Source organism: Tritonibacter horizontis (assembly GCF_001518015.1).
In the GTDB taxonomy this organism is placed as follows: Bacteria; Pseudomonadota; Alphaproteobacteria; order Rhodobacterales; family Rhodobacteraceae; genus Epibacterium; species Epibacterium horizontis.
The window spans coordinates 1-17,109 of sequence record NZ_LPUY01000080.1 but is presented as its reverse complement, the minus strand read 5'-3'; the positions used below and the strand labels follow the sequence as shown (position 1 = coordinate 17,109).

The following is a 17,109-nucleotide window of genomic DNA, read 5'->3' as shown; positions in this document are numbered from 1 at the left end:
AGGAAGTCGAGAGCGCATATTCGGCCTTATCACGGAGTCGGATGTTGACCGTCCCTGACGAAAATCGGGTTCGATCTGCGACTTGAAAACCGGACTGAACGTGACAGACAAAACAAGGCTCCTGTTTCAAACAAGCCTTACTTTGTGTGATCGCCTCTTAATTTTGGATGAAACTCTAGGCGGTTTATGAAAGCTTTGCGGCAGAAACATGCAGGTTTTGCGTTGTTTGAGCCCGAAAATCCCGGTTTTTCTTCGGCAATTTACTAAAAACCCGACAATCTGCCCGATGCCGGAAAGCCAACAGAGAGCTTTCAGCGGCGCACCCTGTCAACTCCCCCTGCTCCTGATGGCCGGCCGCCCCCCTGCGATCCCCGGCGCGCACTGGTCGGTGGGCGCTGTTTACGGGCGTCGGATGTTATCCGGCAGCCAGGTTGCCAGCTCGGGCCACAGCACCAGGATCACCACCATCAGCAGCATCAGCCCCACCATTGGGATTGCAGTTTTTGCAATATAGGAGATCTCGTGGCGGGTCATGCTTTGCAATACGAACAGGTTGAAACCGATCGGTGGCGTGACCTGGGCTGTCTCGATGACGACCACCAGAAAAATACCGAACCAGATGACGTCAATCCCGGCCTGTCGGATCATCGGCTCGACAATCGCCATGGTCAGCACGACGGAGGACAGGCCATCCATGAACATGCCAAGGATCAGGTAGAAGACCGTCAGCACTGCGATCAGCGCGATGGGCGACAGATCGAAACTGTCGATCAAACCCGCCAAGGCCCGTGGCAGGCCGGTGAACCCCATCGACAGCGACAGAAAAGCCGCGCCCATGAGGATGAAGGCGATCATCGCAGAGGTGCGCGTCGCGCCCAGCAGGCTTTCGACAAAGGTGGACCAACTCAGGCTTCCCTGCACCAGCGACAGGCCCAGCGCGCCAAGGACCCCCACCGCTGCCGCCTCGGTCGCTGTAGCAAACCCCATGTACATGGACCCGATCACCACAAAGACCAAGCCGAAGAGCGGCACCAGAAAGCGGCTCTCCGCGATCCGCTGTCGCAGCGACATATGCGGCTCCGGCGTTGGGCGCGGCCCTTTTCCAAGGTAATGCCAGGCGATGATATAAAGCATGAACAAACCGGCCAGCACCAGACCGGGGAACACACCGGCCATGAACAGCTTGGTGATGCTTTCATTGATGCTGACGCCATAGACGATCAGCGTGAGCGAGGGCGGGATCATCAGCCCGAGGGTGGCGGCTCCGGCCAGGGTCCCGATAATCATGAACTCCGGGTAGCCACGGGCGCGCAGCTCCGGGATCGACATCTTGCCGACCATATTCAAGGTCGCTGCAGAGGAGCCGGAAACGGCCGCAAAGATCGTACAACCTGCGATATTGGTGTGCAGCAGCCCCCCGGGCAGGAACCGCATCCAGGGGGCAAGACCGCGAAACATGTCCTCGGATAATCGGGTGCGATAGAGGATTTCACCCATCCAGATAAAAAGCGGCAAAGCGGTGAGCGTCCAGCTGGAAGCCCCCGTCCAGATGGTCGTGATCATGGCGTCCCCCGCCGGGCGCACCGTGAACAGCTCCATTCCGACCCAGGCGACCCCCATCAGCGCCAGACCGATCCAGACGGAACCGCCAAGCAGGGCAAACAGGACAAAGAGAAAGATCAAGGTGGTATAGATCTCGATCATTCGACCGCCTCCCCTTTGATCTGCGACGCCCCCGTCACCAGCATGCGGCCGAGATAATCCCAAAGGGCGACAGCCAGAAGCACGGTTCCAATCGACATCGGCACCTGCGGCAGCCAGATCGGGGTATAGACCCAACCGCTGCCGCTCTCGGCCCAAAGTGCCGGCCAGTTCCACGGCCAGGTGGCAAACATCGACACAGCGGTCAGCAGCCATTCCGGCGCAAAATCCTGCCCCTGCGTGCGATCATTCAACAATTTCGACAGAACATTTGTCTTGATCGCATAGCGGGCGAAATAGGTCGCCGTAATGGCCGACACCAGCATCGCAGCGGCATCCAGCCAGAAATGATAGCGCCCGCCCAGATTGAGAAAAATCGACACCCGGATATGGCCGCCATGGGTCAGCGTGTAGGCCAGCCCGAAAAAGGACGTCGCCGCCATCGCGTAACCGGCATATTCTGTCGATCCCGGAAAGGTCAGCGACGCCCAGCGCGCGCCCATCTGCCCGACGATCAGCAGCAGGATCAACACCATGAAGCAGGCGGCGACCACCCCCGCCCCGGTATAGATCCGATCCAGCACCCGCCAGAGCGGCGGCAGCCACCGTCGCATCAGGTCCGGCCGCAGAAGACACAGTCCCATCAGGGCCGTCGGGGCCACAAAGAGCCAGACCCAGAGGGGCAAGCCCAGAACTGGCTGCCAGTCACGCATATCTTGTCCTTTGGAGCTTGTTCGTAGGGGCCGCAGGGGGAGGCGCGCCCGGTCCGGGCCTTTCCCCCTGCGGGACGGACGTCAAGGCATCATTCAGCCTTGAAGGCGTCGAGGATCGCTTCGCCGTCGGGGCCGGCCGCGGCGCGCCAGTCTTCGGTCATCTTGGCACCGATGGCTTCCAGCTCTGCGAGGAACTCTAGGCCTGCATCGGCGACGGTCATGCCGTTGGCTTCGAGTTGTTCATAATACCAGTTTGCCAGCTCTTCGGATTTGGCCGCGCAGGCGGCGCCGGTTTCATCGGCTGCGGTTTGGATTGCGGCCTGGGTGTCACCATCCAGCCCGTCCCAGATCTGTTTGTTCACCATCACATAGTTGCGCGGCAGCCAGGCATTGACCTTGTAGTAATGGCTGAGCTGTTCCCAGACCTTGCGATCATAGCCGGTGGAGCCGGAAGAAATGAACGCCTCCGCAACGCCCGTCGCAAGAGCCTGGCTCAGCTCTGCCGCTTCGACCTGCACCGGGATCATGCCCAGCTCTTCGGCAAAGGTGGCCGTCGCGGTGTTGTAGGAGCGGAACTTCACCCCTTGGGTATCCTCGGAAGAGGAGACTTCCTTGTTGAAATAGAACCCCTGCCCCGGCCACGGGCAGGTATAAAGCGTCACCAGGTTCTGATCGGCCAGCTGCGCGTTGACCTTGTCCTTGGCGATGGACCAGAGTTTGTCATTGGCCGCATAAGAGGTCGCCAGGAATGGCAGGTTGTCCCAGCCCAGAAGCGGCAGCTCGTTGGCATGGGCGGACATGAACCGTTCGCCAATGGGCGCCTGACCGGTCTGGATGGCGCGTTTGATCTCGCCCCCCTTGAACAGGGAGCCGCCGGGATGAACGGTGATGTCGATCTCACCCTTGGTATAGTCCCGCACCTTGTCTGCAAAGGCCACGCCCATCTCGGTGTGAAAATTAGAGGCCGCATAGGCCATCGGCATGTCCCAGCTGTCGGCCAGTGCGCCCCCCGAGGCCAGAGCAAAAACCGCGCCTGCAACCGTGGTGCTCAATGTCATTCTGGTCATTTCAAGTCTCCCATGTTGATTGTTTTTGGTTTTATCGTTTGGCAAAGCGCATCGGATCAAAGGCGCTCGTATCCGCGTTGGGCCAGTTGCCCGCAATCATGTCGGCCACCAGTCGGCCTGTCTTCGGCCCCCCTGTCAAGCCTATGTGGTGATGTCCAAAGGCGGTGTAGACGCCGCTGCCGCGCACTTCACCGATCAGCGGCAAACTGTCGGTTGGGGCGGGACGGAACCCCAGCCATTCCTCTTCGGCCTCATAGGTCAGATCCGGGAAAGTCCGGGCGACCGTCCGCCGCAAAAAGTCCAGCGGCTTTTTGGATTTCTCGGGATTGAGGCCGCCAAACTCCACAACCCCGGCGCAGCGCAGCCCCTGATCCATCGGGGTCGCCACGAATTTGCCCTCGCTCAGCATCATCGGGTTGTTGGGTAGCTGGCTCGGGTTCTTGAACACGATGTGATACCCGCGCTCTGCCTCAAGCGGCACCTCAAGGCCCAGTTTGGCCATCAACGCAGCCGACCAGACCCCGGCGGACAGCACCGCCTTGTCACAGGACAGCCGCCCCTTGTCGGTGTCGACAGCAGTGATCTGCCCGCCCATCAGGTCGAAATCCTTCACGTCGGCCTGAAGAAACCGCCCGCCCATGGCCTGAAGCTGTGCCACCAGATCTTTGACGTAGTTGCCGGGGTTGAGAATATAGCCGTGATCCTTGTTCACCGCCAAAAGCCGCATGTCCTTTGACAGCATCGGTTCACGGTCACGCACCGCGGCCCCTTCGATGATCTCAGGCAGAAACCCCGCCTCGCGGCGCAGCTCCCAGGTGTAGGCATCCGCCTCAAAAGCGGCACGATCCCGGTACACAAAGCTGTAGTCACTGTCCTTGATCCAGCGCGCAGTCGGCGTGCCATCGGTCAGCGCCTTGTGCTGCTCAACACTGTCGCCGACAATCGTCGTTATTCCCCTGGCAATGCGCCGGGTGTCCGCGTCATTGGCATGTTTCATGTAGGTCGCCAGCCATGGCAGCAGGCGCGGCAGGTAGGACCACCGCATGAACAAGGGGAAATTCGGGTCGAGCAGGTATTTTGGCCCCTTGAGCATCAGCCCCGGCGTCGTGACCGGCACAATTGCACAACGCGCAAGAAGACAGGCGTTGCCGTAGGATGCCCCCATGCCCGGCGTGCCCTTATCCACCAGCGTTACATCAAATCCCGCCCGGCGCAGCCAGATTGCACTGGCCGCACCGACGATGCCCGCACCGACAACTACGATATGTTGAGACGCCATCTTGTTCCCCGATTACCTGGGGGCAGACTGTCGGCATGTGACAGCCATTTCAATTACATTTCTTCGTCGTGACATCCGCATCCGGGGGAACGCCCGCCAAAAGAGCCGTTTCACGCAACGCCCGGACCTGCGATCAGTCGCTCTTGATCCCGATGGTAAAATCCCTGCGCGCCCCGGCCGGAGGGCGGGGAAAGGGCGATGCGCGCTGAACCTGGGTCAGCGCCAGTTTGTCCAGCGCCGCCGCGCCCGAGCTTTTGGCGATCCGCAAGGAGGTCAGGTCGCCCGCCGGCCCAATCACGAAATGGACATAGGTGACCCCGCTCAGCGAGGTCCGGGCTTTGCGTTGACGATGGATCTGACGCATGACTTTGCCCGCGTAATTTGCCGTCGCCGCGTTGCCTTCGCCGGATGCCTTGGCCGGTTGAGCACTGGCCGCCTGCGCCGCGGGCTGATCGTCGTCACCGGTCTCCGCCCCTGCCCGGGCATTTCGGTTGCTGTTGCCGCGCGCGGGCGCTGACACCGATGGCGGCTGGACGGGGGCCGCGCGCACAACCGGTTTGACCTCTGCCTGCCTTTCCCGGGGTTTTGGGCGTTCGGGGCGCGTCGCCGGGCGCGGACTGTGCTGCGGCGCCAGATCCGCACGCGCCTCAACCGGGGGGCTGGCCTGATGATTGGTCTGAACACTGGCCTGAACATGCGCCTGAACACGCGCCTGTGCGACCGGGTCCTGTGCTGCCGTCGGGGGCGGCGCAACGGGTATCACCGCACTCGGCGTGGCCGCAGCAGTTTCGACCGGTGTGACCTGCGGCGCCTCGGAAACCGCAACCACCTCCGCCCGGACCACCGGTGCCGGGCTGATGGCCGCAGGACCGGAGGGCGCTCTGGCGTTCTGGTCCGGCTCGAGCTGCTGCACGACCTCGACCTGCTGCACGACACTGGGCGGCGGCTCTATCGCCTGATGAGCCTGCTCTGTGGGCTGCACCGGAGTGACGACGGGGGCCTCTTGCTGGACCGTCCCGTCTGCGTCATCGGTTGCGACCGGGCTTTGGATGCCCTGTGTCAGATCGGCGAAACTGTTGCCAAGCGCGGCGGGCGCGACAGAGCCACCGCCATCTATCTCGACGGTCGATTGATCCGTCTCGACCAGCAGCGCGGCATGTGCGGCCAGCGCAAGTCCAACAGCAAGCACAGCGACCAGCGGCGAGCGAGGGATCATTGCAGACTCCGTTCCGACAATAACGTGATGCGAGAGGCCCCGAGCCGGCGCAACTCTTTCGCGACCGCAATCAACCGGGTGGCCGGCAGGTCCCTGTCCGGCACCAGCCGCGCCGCAAAATCCGCATCCTCTTCGCGCACAATCCGCACATAGGCCTGTGGCGACGTCAGCTCCGCCCCGCGAAAGCTGAGACTGCCATCCGCGCGGATGACCAATGCGTCCGGGGGCGGGCTGGAGTCGAGATCGGAGGCCTGAACCAGCCTGACCCGCGGGTCCATCGTCGGTGCCAGCGAGCCGGCCACCATGAAAAAGACAAGCATCAGGAAAACCACGTTGATCAAGGCAATCGTGGGTTCGCGTTTGCTGTGGGGTTTGGAGCGGCGCACCAGCATGATCTAGCCCAGCACTGTCACGGAAAACGCCGCATGGCGGCGCAGGACCGCCAGCACATCCACCAACCGTTGCGAGGTGACATCCGGTTCGAGGTTCAACAGAACCTGAACGCCACCGCTGTCCTGCTCCGGCGCAAAGCTTGTCAGCCGGGAGGCAAGATCGGCCAGGGCCAGAACGTCGCCATTCAAAGACAGCTGGTCCAGCCCGATTTTCAGGAACACGGGGCGCTGTTGCGTGGTCGCGGCGGCTGCCTGTCCGGCCTCCGCCGCCATCAAATCAACCGACCCGTACCGCGAGAAGGTCGATGACAGCATGAAAAACAACAACAACAGGAAGATCACGTCGATGAGCGAGGTCATCGACAGGCGACGGGACCGGCGCTTGGCCAGGCGCAAAGCCATCAGGCGGCCTCGTGTTTGGCCAAGGGGTGCGCCCCATCCGCCGCGATGTCCGGCGAAAAAACCGTTCGCAGGGCACGGTTGGCAAAGACCCGATCGCGTTCGACCAGTCCGCTCAGCCAGCTCTGAACCGCCGCCACAGGCATCGCGACCGCCAGACCGGCTGCCGTGGTCAGCAGCGCCACCCAGATGCCGCCCGCCAGCACAGTGGGATCAACCGACGTGCCGGCCGCCTGCAAGCCCTGAAACGCCTCGATCATCCCCAGCACAGTGCCAAACAACCCGATGAGCGGTGCCAGTTGCGCCACGAGATCAAGAAACCCAAGCCCGGTTTCCAGCCGCAGAAAAAGGCTCTCTGCCTCGGCATCGCAGCGGTCTGACAGCGCCGCAGGGGCGCCGCCACCGCGGATCGCGCGGCCCAGGGTCGGCGTCAGGTAGCTGCGGCTTTCGGTCAGAAACGCCCCGGCGGCCTTTGCATCGCCGCGTTCATAGGCCACCAGCGCCCTCTCGATCTGGCGATGGCGCCCAACGCCCGCCCGCCGGAATTGCCAGATCTTGTAAAAGACGGTTGCAAAACTGACGATTGACAGCCCGAGCAGGAGCGCGACAACCGGCCCCCCGACGGTCAGGATTTCGTCAAGCGACGCCAGGGCCGCAGGCAGGATCGTCGTCAGATCTATCATCCCAGCAACTCGACCTTGGTGCGGCTGCTGAGCCCCAGCGCCTCGGTGCAGATCTGGCTGTCTTGACCGCCGCTCCGGCACCGGCTGGCCCCGTTGATCAGCACCCGGCCAACCGCCGCGCATTGCACATCCGCCAGATCAAACTGGCGCACGCGGGGGCGCCCTGTCGGGAGCGCTTGGAAATCAAACAGGGTGAGCATCATCACCCCGCCGGATTGGTCAAAAAGCACGGTCTCAAAGACTGCCTCTTCGATATCCATATCGTGGGTGTTCTGCGCCAGAAAAGAGAGGCGACACGCGCCCCCCTGATCTGCGAGCGCATTGAGTTCAATCTCAACGCCCAACGGTGGCGGGGTGTCCTCGGCCCCAACCGCATCCATTCCCCCGAGGAAGGTCAGAACACATGCGATTGGGGCGAGTAGGTGAACCTGGCTGGTGTATTTCATGGGTGTCTCCTCGCGTTCAGAACGCCGCCGCCAGCGACAGTTTGATGTTCCGCCCGGCCGCTGGACGCGTTGCCAGATGCGGTGTGTACTGCTTGTCGAACAGGTTCTCGATCCCGAGCCGGATCTCGGCCTCTTTCAGCATGGAGGTGTCGATCGGATAGGTGGCGCGCAGGTTGTGTACCGCATAGCCGGGGGTGGCGTTGACATTCTTGGTCATCACCGCTTCCCAGGACATGTCCAGCTTGTCATTGAACTTCTTGCCGACCGTCAGGCCAAGACTGTTTGCAGGCATGCGGGTATAATCCGCCGTGGTGCCATCGACATAGGACCATTCGCCGCTCGACAGGTTGGCGTTCATATCCACATAGGTGCCCGACCCATGGCTGTAGGAGGCTTCGATTTCGACCCCTTCGGTGCTGACCCGGTCCACGGTCTGATAATCCGTCGAGGAGGTGTAATCCCACAGGCGGGTCATCCAGAGATTGACCTTGGCCCGGAGCTGATCGTCCCCGGACCACAGCCCTTCGCGGTCATAGGAGGCGCCCAGCTCATAGGTCACGGATTTTTCGCTCTGGGTCATATAGGTGGCATAGGTTTCGTAGTCGAAATCGTCGAGGATCGGCAGCCCGGCGGTATACGCCACAGAGCCAAACACAGCGACCCCATTGCCAAAGGCATAGCGCGCGGAGATCCCCCCCATCAGTTCGCTGTTGTCGAAGCGTTCGCCCTGCGACACATAGGTGCCATCCGAGCTGGATTCGATGTCCTGCGTTTCAAACCGCATCGCCGGTGTCAGCGTCAGACCATTGCCGAAATCCATCTCGTCGATGGCAAAAAGGGCAAACCGCTTGTCCGTACCACCCGGCGCTGAAGAAGCATCAAGGCGCTCCTTGCGGATAATCTCGCCGCCCGCGCGCAAGGAATGGCTCAGGCCAAAAGCGTCGAACAGCGCGGTGTTTTTGACTGTCAGCTTGGTGGTTTCATAGCGGTGATCCGCGTTCAGCAAGGTCGAGCCCGTGTTGCCGACCTCATCCTGTTCGATGAATTGATCCGCATAGGACAGCGTTGCGGTCAGGTCGATCAGATCGTTGCCAATCGGTGTATAGGCATATTTCAGGCTGGTCGTCGTCGTCTCGATATATCGATCCACATTGCCAAAAAAACCGGTTCCGGCAAACGCATCATAGGGAACGTCCTGCTCGTCCGACGTGGTATGCGTGGTTGAGAAGGTCAAAGACTGATTGGCGTTGTTGCCAAAACTGTATTTCGCCTTCGCCAGGTATGAGGGCAGTTTGTAGCCGGTGTTGCTGATCTCATTGCCGTCACCATCCGAATAATTGCCCTGTTCCCGGTAGGTATAGTTCAGCAGGAATTCCAGATTCTCGCTCGGCTGCCAGCCAAGAATGGTCGACGAAATGCGCGTGTTGGCGTTGCCATAGTACTCAAACGTCTGGCGCCCGGAGAGGCCAATTTCGCCCTCGGTCAGATCGGCCGCGTCAATGGTTTCAAGCTGCACAACGCCGCCGATGATGCCGGACCCGTACTCATAGGAACCAACGGTGCCCCGGATCACCGACACCTCGCGAAACAGCGAGGGATCGGTATATAGCTGCGTCCCGATCCGGTAGAGTTCCTCGGACCCGGTCGACGCCCCATCAAGCTGGATCTGAACCTTTTGGTTGGACCCATAGGTGCCATCCGCGCCAAAACCGCGAATATTGATGCCCGCCCCCGTCGGCGTGCCCGCGTTGACCAGCGTCACACCGGGGACAGAATCGATCAGCTCGGCAACGCTACCGGCCTGGCGATCCTGGATTTCTTCGGCGTTGATCACGGTTTCCGGGACGGCCGTTGCGGTCTGCACGTCGCGCTTGTTGTTGCCGAGGACCAGATAGCCGAGGAACCCATCCTCATCCACCAGGTCCTGGGCAAAGCCGGCGCCGGCGGTCACGGCAAGCGCCGCAGCTGAAGCAGAGCAAAGAAGCGCCCTGCGCAATGTATTGATTTTCATGATGTCCCCAATAGTTCGATGCAGGCTGGTACCGCATGCTCGCCTTGGGGCTGGCTTGGTATCTGGCGTTGGTGTTGACCCGAATAGTTTGGCCTGCTCGGGTGTTCTCTCTTGCGGCGCCTAATTTAATTTATTAATTCTGTCAAGAAATATCCCGCCGAGCATTTGGATACTCCACCGCCGGTCGTCAGCCTGCCATTCCCCTCCGGGTCGCAAGCCAGCAGTTGTCTCAAACATGAAATTCGAGGACCCTGATGGCCCAGGACAAAGTGACTTCTCCGGAAGAAATCCGTGCGCTGCGCGCAGAAAATTCCACCGCTCGCGCTCGCGATTTTTGCGATAGCCATGACATCTCGGAGGCACAGCTTGTCGCCTCGCAGGTGGGTCAGGGCGTGACGCGGGTTGCCGCGCATCCCGATCAGCTGATGCCTCAGATCGAACGCCTGGGCGAGGTCATGGCGCTGACCCGCAACGCCTCCTGCGTGCACGAACGGGTGGGTCACTATGGCAACTACCGCTCCGGCCCCCATGCCGCGATGATCCTGCAACCAGAAATCGACCTGCGTCTGTTCCCGTCGCATTGGACCAGCGCCTTTGCCCTGGAGAGCGAAACCGAAACCGGATTCAAACGTTCCATTCAGGTTTTTGACGCCGCCGGTGACGCGGTCCACAAGATCCACCTGCGCGAAACCTCCAACCATGACGCCTGGGCCGAGGTGGTTGCCACCCTCGCCACCGGCGATCTCTCTGATCAACAGACCGTGGCCGAGCGCAAGCCGCCCGAAGCCCCCAAGGCCAACCTTGAAAAGCTGGATGTGCTGCGCACCGAATGGGCCCGCATGACCGATACCCACCAGTTCATGCGGCTCACATCAAAGCTGCGCATGAACCGTCTTGGCGCCTATCGCCACGTCGGCGAACCCTTCGTGCAACCGCTTGAAACCGGCGCGGTCGATGCGGCCCTGCAGGCGGTGGCAGGCACCGGAACCGAAATCATGATCTTTGTCGGCAACAAGGGCTGCATCCAGATCCATGGCGGCCCGATCGAACACCTGCGGGCGATGGGGCCCTGGCAAAATGTGATGGACCCACGGTTCAACCTGCACCTGCGGCTCGACCACATCGCCGAAGTCTACGCGGTGACCAAGCCGACCCAACGCGGGCCTGCCGTCTCTGTCGAGGCGTTTGATGCCGAGGGCAGCATCATTTTGCAGATTTTCGGGCGCAAGACCGACGCACAAGACAGCCGCCCCGCCTGGGAAGAGGTCGTCGCGGCGCTGCCGCATAGCCCGGTCGAGGCCTTGGTCTGATGCGGCACCCCTCCTTCACACTCCTCGCCGCCGGCGCATTTGTGGTCGCCACCCTCCCGGTCCAAGCAGCAGAGCGGGTCCTGTCCATCGGTGGCTCTGTCACCGAAATCATCTATGCGCTTGGCGCGGGGGACAAGCTGGTCGCCCGCGATACCACCTCCAGCTATCCCGAACCGGCGCTGGACTTGCCGGATGTGGGCTACATTCGTGCCCTCGCCCCCGAAGGCGTGCTGTCGGTCAATCCAGACCTGATCATCGCGGAGGCCGGCGCCGGTCCCGTCGAAACCCTAGATGTGCTGACCCAGGCCGAAATCCCCTTTGTCGAAGTACCCGACGCCTATACCGGCGACGGAATCCTCGCGAAAATCGACGCTGTCGGCACTGCCATAGAACGGCCCGATGCGGCGCGGGCGCTGCGTGACAAAGTGGCGGCAGAACTGACCGAGGTGGCGGCAAAGGTTGCCTCGGTCCGACAAGACGATCGCAAACGGGTTCTGTTCATTCTATCCACACGCGGTGGCCGCGTCATGGCATCTGGCACCGGCACAGCGGCCGATGGCATCATCCGGATGGCCGGCGGCACCAATGCGCTTTCGGAATTCGAAGGCTACAAGCTGATGACCGACGAGGCGATCTCGCAGGCGGCACCGGATGTGATCCTGATGATGGATCGTGGCGGTGATCATGGGGCCTCAAACACCGAGCTGCTGTCGATGCCGGCCCTTGTCACCACCCCGGCGGCAAAAACCGGCGCGGTGGTGCGGATGAACGGGCTTTATCTGCTTGGGTTCGGCCCCCGCACCGCACAGGCCGCCCTGACGCTGGCGCAGTCTCTTTACGGGGCGCTCTGATCCATGGTGGCACTGACCGAGACGGATCGCAGCATGGGCGCATCGCGCGCCGAGATCCCCGACCGCCGCCGACAGGCCCGCAAGCTGAGCCTGGTTCTGGTCTGTCTGCTGGCCCTGGCCATCGTGATCAACCTTGCGCTTGGGGCGTCGGGGACCTCGCTTTGGGGCGCCTTGGCGAAACTGGCCAGCGGCACACCGCTCGACATGATGGAACGTGTTGTCCTTTGGGATATCCGATTGCCGAGGGTGGTGCTGTGTACGCTGGTCGGGGCCGCATTGGCAGTGTCCGGCGCGGTGATGCAGGGGTTGTTTCGCAACCCTCTGGCGGATCCGGGCCTTGTCGGTGTCGGCGCGGGGGCCGGCCTTGGGGCGATCCTGTCGATTGTTCTGGGCGGGTTTCTGCCCGTTGCCCTGCAAGAGTTCTTTGGCGCCTATGTCACCCCGGCTGCGGCCTTCTTGGGGGGCTGGGGCAGCACATTGATCCTCTATCGGGTGTCCACCCGCGGCGGGCGCACCTCGGTCGCGACCATGTTGCTCGCCGGGATCGCCCTTGGTGCGTTGGCCGGGGCGGTGTCCGGCGTCCTGATCTATATGGCGGACGACCAGCAGCTTCGGGATCTGACCTTCTGGCAGATGGGATCGCTGGCCGGGGCCACCTGGGAGAAATCTCTGATCGCCGGTCCGGTCATCGTGCTGTCCATCGCCGGAGCAACCTGGTTGGCACATGGTCTGAACTGCCTCGCCCTGGGCGAGGCGGCAGCAGCCCATATGGGCATCCCGGTGCAACGCATGAAAAACGCCGCGATCTTTTCCGTCGCGGCGGCCACCGGCGTCGCCGTCGCGGCCACCGGTGGCATCGGCTTCGTCGGCATTGTGGTGCCGCATGTCCTGCGACTGGCAACCGGCCCCGACCATGGCACGCTATTGCCCAATGCAGCCCTTCTGGGCGCGACACTGCTATTGGGCGCGGATCTGATCAGCCGCACCCTGATTGCGCCGGCCGAGTTGCCGATCGGGATCGTGACGGCCGTACTCGGCGCGCCGGTCTTTCTTTGGATTTTGCTGAAACGACGGGGGCTGGTGGATCAATGACGTTGCAAGCAACCCACATCAACCTGACTCTGGGGCAAAAATCCATCCTCCGGGATGTCAGCCTCACCGCCCAGGCCGGAGAGGTAACGGCCATTGTCGGTCCCAACGGATCGGGGAAATCCTCGCTGCTCAAGGTTCTGGTCGGAGAACAGCCAGCCTCCGGTGAGGTCTTGCTGAACGGGCAGACACTGACATCCTACCGCCCCTGGGAGCTGGCCAGCCTGCGCGGCGTGCTGCCGCAGGCGACGGTGCTGGCCTTCCCCTTTACCGTATTGGAAGTGGTGCGGCTCGGCCTGGCTGCCGGACCGGATGCCAATCATCCGGATCTCCCTTTCGAAGCCCTCGCACAGGTGGATCTGGACGGCTACGCCGGCCGGTTCTATCAGGAACTCTCGGGCGGCGAGCAACAGCGCGTACAACTGGCCCGCGTTCTGGCACAAGTTTGGCGTCCGCTGCGCGAGGGGCGTCCCTGTTGGCTGTTCCTCGACGAGCCCGTCTCCAGCCTCGACATCGCCCATCAACTGACGGTTATGGAAATCACCCGTCGTTTCGCACAGAACGGCGGCGGCGTGATCGCGGTGATGCATGACCTGAACCTGACGGCGATGTACGCCGACCGGGTTCAAATCATGCACGCGGGTCAATCGGCTGGCGCGGGTCCGGTCCCGGAGATCCTGACAGACAGCAGACTGTCGCAAGTCTACGGCTGCCCGCTGAGAACAAGCGTTGTCCCGCAGAACGCCGGCGTTTTTGTTCTGCCCCAGGCGGCCCGCCAGACCGCCCCCGCCCCGCCTGCTGCCTGACATCCCAGGGGGGGCGCAGACCCAAGGTTTGGCCCAGACTTCTCGCGCCCCATGCATCGCCTCAAGCGGTCAGGCAGAGGCCGCGTTGCGCTCCTCCTCGCTGTCGGCAATGACAGAAGCCATGCAGCTCAACAGCTGTTTCTTGTTGATCGGTTTCGACAAAAAGGAATTCATCCCAGCCGCAAGGCAGGCCTCCCGGTCACTGGCATAGGCATTCGCGGTCAGTGCGATGATGGGGGGCTGCGGGATTGACAGCGTCCGAATTGCGCGGGTGGCAGAGATACCGTCCATCTCTGGCATCGACATATCCATCAAGACCAAATCGGGGTCGTAGGCGGCACAGAGGTCGATCGCCTCGACCCCGTTCTGCGCCTCGATCAGTTCGATCGCCAATCCTGACAGGTATTTTCGGATCAGCAGCCGATTGGTGCGGTTGTCCTCGGCCAAAAGGACACGGCGGCCCTGCAACCGGGCCAGATCGGCGACTTCCACCCCGTCCGGACGCTCTCGCTCGCCAATGGCGGCCTTGAATTGAACCTGCAGGGAAAAACAGCTGCCCTGCCCATGTGCCGAATGGACAACAATGCCACCGCCCATCTGTTCGGCGAGGTAACGCGAGATCGTCAGGCCCAGCCCCGTGCCCCCAAAAGCGCGCGTCGTCGCGGCATCCGCCTGCGAAAACCGTTCGAAAATATTGTCTCTTTGCTCTCTGGTCAGCCCGATCCCGGTGTCTTCAACGTCGACCGTGATGTTGTACGGATCCCCCACCGACCGCAGCACCCGTACATCGACGCGTCCCTTGGCAGTGAATTTCACCGCATTGCCGATCAAGTTCACCAGCACCTGACGCAGCCGCCCGTCGTCCGCACGGACCTGTTGTGGCAGGTTGTCACCGTAGGTCACGTTCAGCTTCAGACCTTTTTCTCGCGCAACCGGCCGCAGAACATCCACGGCGCTTTCAATGCATTGTTCCAGGTCGAAATCAATTTCCGAAAGCGTGAGCTTGCCCGATTCCAGGCGCGACAAGTCCAGGATGTCGTTGATGATCTTCAGCAAAGCCTTGGAGGAGGTCCGGATGATTTCGACTTGCTGTTGCTCTTCACTCGGCAAATCCGCCTCAGCCAGGAGATCCGACATGCCGATAATACCGTTCATCGGCGTCCGGATCTCGTGGCTCATATTGGCGAGAAACTCTGACTTGGCCCGGTCCGCCTGTTCTGCTGCACGTTTGGCCTCCGCCAGTTCGGCCGCGTGGCGTTTTGACTGGGTAACGTCCCGTTCGATGCCGATCACCATGCGCACGTCGCCGGCGTCGTCAAGCACCGGAACCAAATGGGTGTCGACCCAGATCATCTCACCGGTTTTGGTGTAGTTCAGGATCTCGGTGCGGTAGCGTTTGCCCTGCTTCAAATGTTCAGCAATCGCGCGGACCGTATCCATGTCCGTTTCCGGACCGTTCAGCAATTGAGCCGGCGATTTGCCCATCGCCTCGGCCAGCGTGTAGCTGGTCATGCGCGAAAAGGCCTCGTTCGCCCATATGATTTGGGCATTCGCATCCGTCAGCACGATGCTGTCCGAGGCGTTTTGCGCAACCGTCGAAAGCTGCTCCAGTTCAACCTGTTTGTGTTCGAGCTCCTGTTCCCGTTTCCGCAGCGTCCGAATGGTGCGTCGTCGGATCGCAGAAAGATGCGAGGCAATAAACGTCGGCACCACGATCAGGATCCCGGCGACAATCAGGATCAGCCGCAGTTGCAACAGGTTCGGGGGCTGTTCGGGCCAGCCCCCCTTGGGGATGGCTGCCATCTGCCAACCGCCTGTCGGCAGAGCAATATCCATCATGATTGGCTGCTGGGTGTAGATCTCCGCATCACCAAAAAACAATCCCCCCTGCCCCCCGGTGCCGTCTCGCCCGGTCAGAGCAATGTCCAGCGTCATCTCCTCACCGATCACGCCGGCCGCACGGTACAGGGCCGCCGCATCGATAACAGCTGAAACCATGCCCCAGAACTGACGCTCGGCCCCGTGACCGACAAAAATCGGGAACCGCCCGATGAACCCGATCCCCCCCTGGACAAGGTTCACAGGCCCCGCCAGAACCATCTCGCCACTGTCGCGCATCCGAAGCGCCGCCTCGCGCTGTGCATCGTTTTCCTTATAGTCGAGACCCAGAACCGCTTTGTTCGCCTCGTAGGGATGCACCATCTCGACGACTAGATTAGGCGCCACCGCGATATTCAGTATTTCTGATTTATTCTCGATGGCATAAGAAGCGATTTCGCTAAACCGGTCCTGTGTCATCTCAGGATGCGCAGTCAAAACGGCCACAAGCCCTTTGACGAGCTGAATATCAGCGTTCAGGTACCCCTCAAGACGGGACCGGATCAGGCCCGCCTCATTCAGGACATCCGCCCGAACCCGCTGCATGTGAATAGTTCTGTTCTGCGCCTCGGCAAACAGCAGGGCGGTGATCACGACGAGCAAGGCAATCCACGTCGGCAAATACGTGCGATTGCCAACAGCTTGAACCAAAGCCCGGACCAACTTGGGCACGTCAAACACCTCCACCTCGCTAGGAGATTCTATAAAACCACTTACCCGCTGTATCGCAGACAAACATTCCTGTGCCGTTAACCCATCGCTTTTAGCCCTATGACCGGGCCGCCAATTGCCACATCAGGCATGTGCTCGGCCAACATCTTCTTGGGCTTGGCGTTCTCGACCTCCAGAGCCTTCAGCCTCTTGGCCTCGGACACTTCCATGCTGCCATACTTCGAATGCCATTTGTAGAAAGTGCCATCGCTGATGCTGTGCTTCCGGGACAGTTCCTTCGCCCCCATTTCCGGCTTGGTGCTCCTTCAGGATGCCACTGATCTGCTCTTCGCTGAAACGGCTTTTCCGCATCGTCTGTCTCCTCGCTTGGAGAACAGGTTACCTTCAAAACGCGGACATTTCAGGGGAGCACGTCACACGTGACCTGGGGCGCAGAGGCGAAGCATCACGCGCTTGAGGTAGGTGGCAAGCTATTGGATATGCTGAACATAACAAAGCCCGCCTTGGGGGCGGGCTTGGGTATTTGCGAGGGTACGCGTTATTTGGTTGCGGGAGTAGGATTTGAACCTACGACCTTCAGGTTATGAGCCTGACGA

Annotated in this window: 15 protein-coding genes and 1 pseudogene; 4 read left to right on the top strand and 12 right to left on the bottom strand. The window is 61.4% G+C overall.

Annotated elements, in window-relative coordinates; translation table 11 throughout:
- Nucleotides 1-399: 399 nt before the first annotated feature.
- The 10 genes from TRIHO_RS15750 to TRIHO_RS15705 all read right to left on the bottom strand — a co-directional run bounded on the left by TRIHO_RS15750 (nt 400) and on the right by TRIHO_RS15705 (nt 9,907).
- Nucleotides 400-1,704: a TRAP transporter large permease gene (locus tag TRIHO_RS15750; protein WP_068245708.1), complete on the bottom strand. Its 1,305-nt coding sequence runs from the start codon at nt 1,702-1,704 to the stop codon at nt 400-402.
- Nucleotides 1,701-2,414 (bottom strand): TRAP transporter small permease, encoded by a 714-nt coding sequence (locus tag TRIHO_RS15745; protein WP_068245706.1) that lies wholly within the window; start codon nt 2,412-2,414, stop codon nt 1,701-1,703. The genes TRIHO_RS15750 and TRIHO_RS15745 overlap by 4 nt, the downstream gene beginning before the upstream one ends.
- 89 nt (nt 2,415-2,503) lie before the next feature.
- Nucleotides 2,504-3,481, bottom strand: coding sequence for a TRAP transporter substrate-binding protein (locus tag TRIHO_RS15740; protein WP_068245703.1), 978 nt, complete (start codon nt 3,479-3,481; stop codon nt 2,504-2,506).
- A 31-nt stretch (nt 3,482-3,512) separates the two neighbouring features.
- Nucleotides 3,513-4,760 (bottom strand): NAD(P)/FAD-dependent oxidoreductase, encoded by a 1,248-nt coding sequence (locus TRIHO_RS15735; protein WP_068245701.1) that lies wholly within the window; start codon nt 4,758-4,760, stop codon nt 3,513-3,515.
- Between the two features lie 133 nt (nt 4,761-4,893).
- Entirely contained in the window at nt 4,894-5,976 is a 1,083-nt protein-coding gene (locus TRIHO_RS15730; RefSeq protein ID WP_068245699.1) for a TonB family protein, read from the bottom strand.
- Nucleotides 5,973-6,368, bottom strand: a complete 396-nt coding sequence (locus tag TRIHO_RS15725) for an ExbD/TolR family protein (protein WP_082705163.1) — start codon at nt 6,366-6,368, stop codon at nt 5,973-5,975. Before TRIHO_RS15725 ends, TRIHO_RS15730 begins: the two co-directional genes overlap by 4 nt.
- A gap of 3 nt (nt 6,369-6,371) precedes the next feature.
- On the bottom strand, nt 6,372-6,770 hold the full coding sequence (locus TRIHO_RS15720) for a biopolymer transporter ExbD (RefSeq protein WP_082705162.1): 399 nt from the start codon (nt 6,768-6,770) through the stop codon (nt 6,372-6,374).
- Nucleotides 6,770-7,450, bottom strand: coding sequence for a MotA/TolQ/ExbB proton channel family protein (locus TRIHO_RS15715; RefSeq protein ID WP_068245698.1), 681 nt, complete (start codon nt 7,448-7,450; stop codon nt 6,770-6,772). Before TRIHO_RS15715 ends, TRIHO_RS15720 begins: the two co-directional genes overlap by 1 nt.
- Entirely contained in the window at nt 7,447-7,896 is a 450-nt protein-coding gene (locus TRIHO_RS15710; RefSeq protein ID WP_068245696.1) for a hypothetical protein, read from the bottom strand. The genes TRIHO_RS15715 and TRIHO_RS15710 overlap by 4 nt, the downstream gene beginning before the upstream one ends.
- A gap of 16 nt (nt 7,897-7,912) precedes the next feature.
- On the bottom strand, nt 7,913-9,907 hold the full coding sequence (locus tag TRIHO_RS15705) for a TonB-dependent receptor domain-containing protein (protein ID WP_068245693.1): 1,995 nt from the start codon (nt 9,905-9,907) through the stop codon (nt 7,913-7,915).
- Nucleotides 9,908-10,161: 254 nt separating this feature from the next.
- Between TRIHO_RS15705 and TRIHO_RS15700 the strand changes: the two genes are divergently transcribed.
- From TRIHO_RS15700 to TRIHO_RS15685, 4 genes are read left to right on the top strand one after another with little or no spacing between them, the layout of a single operon-like run.
- A complete protein-coding gene (locus tag TRIHO_RS15700) occupies nt 10,162-11,217 on the top strand; it encodes a hemin-degrading factor (protein ID WP_068245690.1) in 1,056 nt (351 codons plus the stop codon).
- Complete coding sequence (locus TRIHO_RS15695) at nt 11,217-12,068, top strand: heme/hemin ABC transporter substrate-binding protein (protein ID WP_068245687.1); 852 nt, start codon at nt 11,217-11,219, stop codon at nt 12,066-12,068. Before TRIHO_RS15700 ends, TRIHO_RS15695 begins: the two co-directional genes overlap by 1 nt.
- A gap of 3 nt (nt 12,069-12,071) precedes the next feature.
- On the top strand, nt 12,072-13,160 hold the full coding sequence (locus tag TRIHO_RS15690) for a FecCD family ABC transporter permease (RefSeq protein ID WP_068245680.1): 1,089 nt from the start codon (nt 12,072-12,074) through the stop codon (nt 13,158-13,160).
- Nucleotides 13,157-13,963, top strand: a complete 807-nt coding sequence (locus TRIHO_RS15685; protein WP_068245679.1) for a heme ABC transporter ATP-binding protein — start codon at nt 13,157-13,159, stop codon at nt 13,961-13,963. Before TRIHO_RS15690 ends, TRIHO_RS15685 begins: the two co-directional genes overlap by 4 nt.
- A gap of 69 nt (nt 13,964-14,032) precedes the next feature.
- On the opposite strand, the gene TRIHO_RS15680 is transcribed toward TRIHO_RS15685, so the two are convergent.
- Both TRIHO_RS15680 and TRIHO_RS15675 read right to left on the bottom strand, forming a co-directional pair.
- On the bottom strand, nt 14,033-16,513 hold the full coding sequence (locus TRIHO_RS15680; protein ID WP_068245678.1) for a response regulator: 2,481 nt from the start codon (nt 16,511-16,513) through the stop codon (nt 14,033-14,035).
- A gap of 83 nt (nt 16,514-16,596) precedes the next feature.
- Nucleotides 16,597-16,864: pseudogene (locus tag TRIHO_RS15675) on the bottom strand (transposase); the annotation flags it as partial.
- Nucleotides 16,865-17,109: the final 245 nt, after the last annotated feature.

Excerpts from the sequence above, each read along its gene's own strand:
- TRIHO_RS15750 (WP_068245708.1), bottom strand. The coding sequence starts at position 1,704 with ATGATCGAGATCTATACCACCTTGATCTTTCTCTTTGTCCTGTTTGCC.
- TRIHO_RS15745 (WP_068245706.1), bottom strand. The coding sequence starts at position 2,414 with ATGCGTGACTGGCAGCCAGTTCTGGGCTTGCCCCTCTGGGTCTGGCTC.
- TRIHO_RS15740 (WP_068245703.1), bottom strand. The coding sequence starts at position 3,481 with ATGACCAGAATGACATTGAGCACCACGGTTGCAGGCGCGGTTTTTGCT.
- TRIHO_RS15735 (WP_068245701.1), bottom strand. The coding sequence starts at position 4,760 with ATGGCGTCTCAACATATCGTAGTTGTCGGTGCGGGCATCGTCGGTGCG.
- TRIHO_RS15730 (WP_068245699.1), bottom strand. The coding sequence starts at position 5,976 with ATGATCCCTCGCTCGCCGCTGGTCGCTGTGCTTGCTGTTGGACTTGCG.
- TRIHO_RS15725 (WP_082705163.1), bottom strand. The coding sequence starts at position 6,368 with ATGCTGGTGCGCCGCTCCAAACCCCACAGCAAACGCGAACCCACGATT.
- TRIHO_RS15720 (WP_082705162.1), bottom strand. The coding sequence starts at position 6,770 with ATGGCTTTGCGCCTGGCCAAGCGCCGGTCCCGTCGCCTGTCGATGACC.
- TRIHO_RS15715 (WP_068245698.1), bottom strand. The coding sequence starts at position 7,450 with ATGATAGATCTGACGACGATCCTGCCTGCGGCCCTGGCGTCGCTTGAC.
- TRIHO_RS15710 (WP_068245696.1), bottom strand. The coding sequence starts at position 7,896 with ATGAAATACACCAGCCAGGTTCACCTACTCGCCCCAATCGCATGTGTT.
- TRIHO_RS15705 (WP_068245693.1), bottom strand. The coding sequence starts at position 9,907 with ATGAAAATCAATACATTGCGCAGGGCGCTTCTTTGCTCTGCTTCAGCT.
- TRIHO_RS15700 (WP_068245690.1), top strand. The coding sequence starts at position 10,162 with ATGGCCCAGGACAAAGTGACTTCTCCGGAAGAAATCCGTGCGCTGCGC.
- TRIHO_RS15695 (WP_068245687.1), top strand. The coding sequence starts at position 11,217 with ATGCGGCACCCCTCCTTCACACTCCTCGCCGCCGGCGCATTTGTGGTC.
- TRIHO_RS15690 (WP_068245680.1), top strand. The coding sequence starts at position 12,072 with ATGGTGGCACTGACCGAGACGGATCGCAGCATGGGCGCATCGCGCGCC.
- TRIHO_RS15685 (WP_068245679.1), top strand. The coding sequence starts at position 13,157 with ATGACGTTGCAAGCAACCCACATCAACCTGACTCTGGGGCAAAAATCC.